Below are 4,626 nucleotides of genomic sequence, written 5' to 3'. Positions count from 1 at the left end.
AAACTTTTTTAAACTTTCATCATAATTGGCTTTATTCATTGCTTTTTTAACGCCTTTAAGCATTATTTTAATAATCCAGCTACCGATAATCCATATAAAAATTGCTGTAATCAATTTTGGGCTAAACTCTATGATTAGTTTATAACCTGAGTCAATCCATTGTTGCGTGTCCATGTTGGTATAATTAATTTAAATTTAATAAAAAACTCGACTTTTTTAGGCCGAGTTGCATGTCTAGTAGATTACATTAAAGTGTAATTATTTAACTTCGAAAGTTAATTTTAAAGCAACTCTAAATTCTGTAACATCATCACCGTTAACAATTGCGCTTTGATCTTGCACATATACAGAACGGATATTCTTTATAGTTTTAGACGCTTCTTTTACAGCTTTTTTAGTTGCGTCTTCCCAACTTTTATCTGAATTAGATAATACTTCAATAACTTTTAATACTGCCATAATTTATTATTTTAAAGGTTTATATTTTAGAAACGAAAAATTCTAATTAGTCACACTAAATTTAATATTATTAACCATTAATAGCGTTAACATTTATGGTATGCCACTAAGGATGTTTTAATGCTATTTTCAGAGTAAATGTTGAAGAAAGACATCTACTACAAACATCTTGAAGTATTACTTCAACTTTTAGTTGCCTAGAAGATAAAGATTTTTTGTAATAGAACAACACAAATAGTTGACTTTAGTCCATAGGTTTTTTGGTTTTTAAAGTATATATGTATTTAATAATCTTTATTAGTTCTTCTTCATTCTTAGGGTTGAGCTTGTTTTTTTTAATGAAAGACTTTAGTTCATTTGCTTTATCAGGGAAAACTTTTAACAAGTCCTTCTTTTTTAGAGGGATAAAAATAGTTTTATCACTTAATTTTAAGTAGTAGTTGTCATTTCCACGTTTGAAATTTGCAGGTTTATCTTTGTGATATGAAGATGCTGCTTTAACCTTTTCATAAAATTGTACATTCTCCTCTTTTAAAAGAGTGTAATTGTTGTTTTCACTTATAACAACAAGGAATCCTCTTTTAGAATTTTCATTCTTAGTTATATAGCTAATTGTTCTATATTTTTTGTTGCTAAAAGTAAAAAGCACTTCTAAATCAGCGATGTTATCTAAAGCAATGATTTTTTTATCATTAATTTTAACTTCCATTTCACCATTGTATGCATTGTATCTAGCACTGTATACTTTGTCTTTATGTTGAGTGATAAGAACGGGTTGAAAATTTTTATCAATATAAGGTGATCCAATAGCAACAATTTTAGAGCTTATATTTCTAGACATTAATCCTCTTTCTGTTGCAATATCAATAGTAACATTTTGTGCTAAAGATGTTGAAAAGAGACTAAAAAACCATAGGCCTAAAGCAACTTGTTTTACTTGTGTTTTCATAATTGTTTTATTTATAAATACTATCAGCTAAAACCATGCCTAAGTATAAATTTTAATTTATGTTAAAAAATTTAAGATTAAAGTTAATCAAAAAAAAGGCAATAATTAATTGTTAATAGCATTAACAGTAATGGCACTGTCATTAAGCATTTCTTTGAGCAAATTTTCTATACCATTTTTTAACGTAAAAGTAGATGAAGGGCAGCCACTACATGCTCCTTGTAATAAAACTTCAACTTTCTTGGAATTAACATCATAAGACTTAAATTCTATATTGCCACCATCGCTTTCAACAGCTGGTTTAATGTGTTCTTCCAGAATATTTATTATATTTTTAGATGTATCATCTAAGATTTTAAATTTTTGCTCAATAGCTTCCTCAGTTTTATTGAGCTGTTTTGGTGCATCATCATTTAATATAGTTTGACCTTCTTCAATATAAGATTTTAAAAATTCTCTTAGCTGAAGCGTAATTTCTTCCCATTCAATAATATCAAACTTTGTAATGGAAATAAAATTCTTATCCATAAATATGTTTTTCACAAAAGGAAATTGAAATAATGCCGTGGCTAATGGTGATAGTTTAGCTTCTTCAATTGAAGTAAATTCACAGAGATTTGGAACCAATACCTTGTTACAAACAAACTTTAAAACACTTGGGTTTGGTGTGCTTTCAGCATATACCGTTACCGACGTTTTCGGTTTAATAGCATCTTTAGTAATTACAATTTCGTTTTTAGATAAGTAATCCTCAATTTGCGTGGCTACTTCATCCTGTACATCCGTCCACTCAACAATGTTATAACGCTCTATTGCTATAAAGTTAGAGGCTATATATACCTTTTTTACAAATGGCAGATAGAAAAGTTGTTGAGCCAATGGTGAATGCTTTGCTTCTTCTATATTGTTAAATTCAAAGCTATTATGGTTAGTTAAAAACCGATCGGCTTCAAATTTTAATATAGCCTCATTAGATGTAGGTATTATGGAAATTTTTGTCTGCGACATCTTTTTTTTACAAAAATATGAAATATGATGCTTAAACGTTCATCTGTTATATTAAGTTTTGTAACTTAATTCTTAAGTCAAGTCATATAATTTGTTTAAATTTCGTCCTCATAAAAATAACCTCTATTTATAAATGTGTAATTGCTAGCATTTATTAGAGTTAGTTTGCTAAAAACTAAATATGAAAAAGACTCTCTGTTTTATACTCTTAATGGTGACTTCTATCGCGTTCTCACAAGACCTTTCTATGCAAGACGGTACTTTTAACCGTTGTGCTCCTGATATATTTTTTGACTCAGGTGGTGAGTTTGGAAATTATGGTGATAATGAAAATTTGGTAACTACTATTTGTCCGCAAAATTCTGATGAGTTCATTATTCTAAATTTCACTTTTTTCTCGACACAACTTGGTATTACACCAGATACTATGAACATCTACGATGGTGATGATACATCGGCAACGTTAATAGGGAGTTATGCAGGAACCGGCAGCCCAGGCACAGTATCTGCATCTACTTCGAATACTTCAGGTTGTTTAACTATAGAATTTATTTCTAGCGATGGAGGTAATCTTAATGGCTGGGAGGCAGAAATTCTATGTGCAACACCATGTCAAGATATTATAGCATCGATTGACAGTACTACACCTGTTGCAAATGGAACAGGTGTGATAAGCATCTTACCGGGAGAGTCGGTGGATTTTTCTGGGAGTGCAACTTTCTCAGTTGATGGAACAAATGCTAATTATAATTGGGATTTTGGAGATACAAATACAGCAAGTGGGACTGACGTAAGTAATACATTTGCTAACTCAGGAACATACACTGTTACATTCACTGTAACTGACGATAATCCTCAAGGTTGTGAAGGCTCAACTATAATAACTGTTTTTGTACTTGGCCCAAATTTAGTTGTTGATCAAGATACATTTACACCAGAGCAACTTATAGAAGATGTATTGGTAAATAGCCCTTGTGCTTCAGTATCTAATATTATAGCATCAACTGGCTTAAATTATAGCGCTACGGAGCCTAATGGCATAGGTTATTTTGTTAGTAATGGAGTGGATTTTCCTTTTGAAGACGGAATATTGTTAACGAGTGGTGATGCAAGTAGAGCAGGTGGTCCAAATGTATTTTTAGGCGATGGTACAATTGCTGGTTGGCCAGGTGATACTGAGTTGGATGCGGCCACAGGAATAGATTCGAATAATGCAACGTTCATTCAATTTGATTTTACCCCTTTGGCAGATACCATAAGTTTCGATTTTATTATGGCATCAGAAGAGTATGATATGGGTGGTTTTGAATGTACTTTTTCAGATGCATTCGCCTTTTTATTAACAGATTCAATGGGTAATACGACTAATTTAGCAGTTTTACCTGGAACGAATACTCCTATTTTGGTAACAAATATTCATCCAGATAATGGTGCTGCTTGTGGAGCAGCCAATGAACAATATTTTGGAGAATATACTCCAAATAATGGCCCACCTATATCTTTTGATGGAAGAACCATAGTTTTTACTGCACTGTCTACGGTTACACCTGGTGAAAATTATACAATTAAACTGGTTATCGCCGATGATGGAGATGCCAATTATGATTCCGGAGTATTCCTTAAAGCTGGAAGTTTTGACTTAGGTGGTGACTTAGGTGAAGATGTCACTATTGCAGCTGGTACAGCGGAATGCGGAGGTAATCAAATTACTTTAGATACAGGAATTCCTACGGCTGATCATACTTGGTATTTTGAAGGTGTAGAGATTGTTGGTGAAACAGGTTCAACTATTATGGTTGGTGATACTGGGATATACTCCGTAGATATTGTTTTTACAGGTGTTTGCCAATCTACAGATTCTGTTTTTGTAGAGTTTAGAGCAAGTCCAACGGCAAATCCAGCGCAAAATTTAATTGGTTGCAGTGCGAATGGAGTGGCCGAATTTAGTTTAAGTGAAAATGATGATGACGTTTTGGGAGCGCAAAATGCGGCAGATTTCGTTATAACGTATCATCTCACAGAGCAAGATGCTATTGATAATGTAGGTGCATTGCCAGCGAATTATACAAATGTAACAAACCCACAAGTTATTTGGGTACGTATGGCTGATACTACTCAGACTTGCTCTGATACCATTTCATTTACCATTTCTGCATCAGCCCAACCCACGATTAATTCTGCGAATAATATAGAGTTATGCGATGATATAA

4 protein-coding genes and 1 pseudogene are annotated in these 4,626 nt (G+C 32.5%); 1 reads left to right on the top strand and 4 read right to left on the bottom strand.

Going from position 1 to position 4,626, the window contains the following annotated elements:
• The 4 genes and pseudogenes from AAC053_RS13585 to AAC053_RS13570 all read right to left on the bottom strand — a co-directional run.
• A pseudogene (locus tag AAC053_RS13585) lies at positions 1-174 on the bottom strand (mechanosensitive ion channel family protein); the annotation flags it as partial.
• Between the two features lie 84 nt (positions 175-258).
• Positions 259-459: a dodecin family protein gene (locus tag AAC053_RS13580; RefSeq protein ID WP_339757731.1), complete on the bottom strand. Its 201-nt coding sequence runs from the start codon at positions 457-459 to the stop codon at positions 259-261.
• A 244-nt stretch (positions 460-703) separates the two neighbouring features.
• On the bottom strand, positions 704-1,408 hold the full coding sequence (locus AAC053_RS13575; protein WP_339757729.1) for a hypothetical protein: 705 nt from the start codon (positions 1,406-1,408) through the stop codon (positions 704-706).
• A gap of 105 nt (positions 1,409-1,513) precedes the next feature.
• A complete protein-coding gene (locus tag AAC053_RS13570) occupies positions 1,514-2,416 on the bottom strand; it encodes a NifU family protein (protein ID WP_339757726.1) in 903 nt (300 codons plus the stop codon).
• Between the two features lie 181 nt (positions 2,417-2,597).
• On the opposite strand from AAC053_RS13570, the gene AAC053_RS13565 reads away from it, so the two are divergent.
• A partial coding sequence (locus AAC053_RS13565) for a choice-of-anchor L domain-containing protein (protein ID WP_339757723.1) occupies positions 2,598-4,626 on the top strand: 2,029 nt, incomplete at its 3' end.

It is taken from the genome of uncultured Winogradskyella sp. (genome assembly GCF_963975125.1).
Taxonomy (GTDB): domain Bacteria; phylum Bacteroidota; class Bacteroidia; order Flavobacteriales; family Flavobacteriaceae; genus Winogradskyella.
The sequence above is the reverse complement of the archived record's forward strand: the minus strand, read 5'-3'. Positions and strand labels throughout refer to the sequence as shown.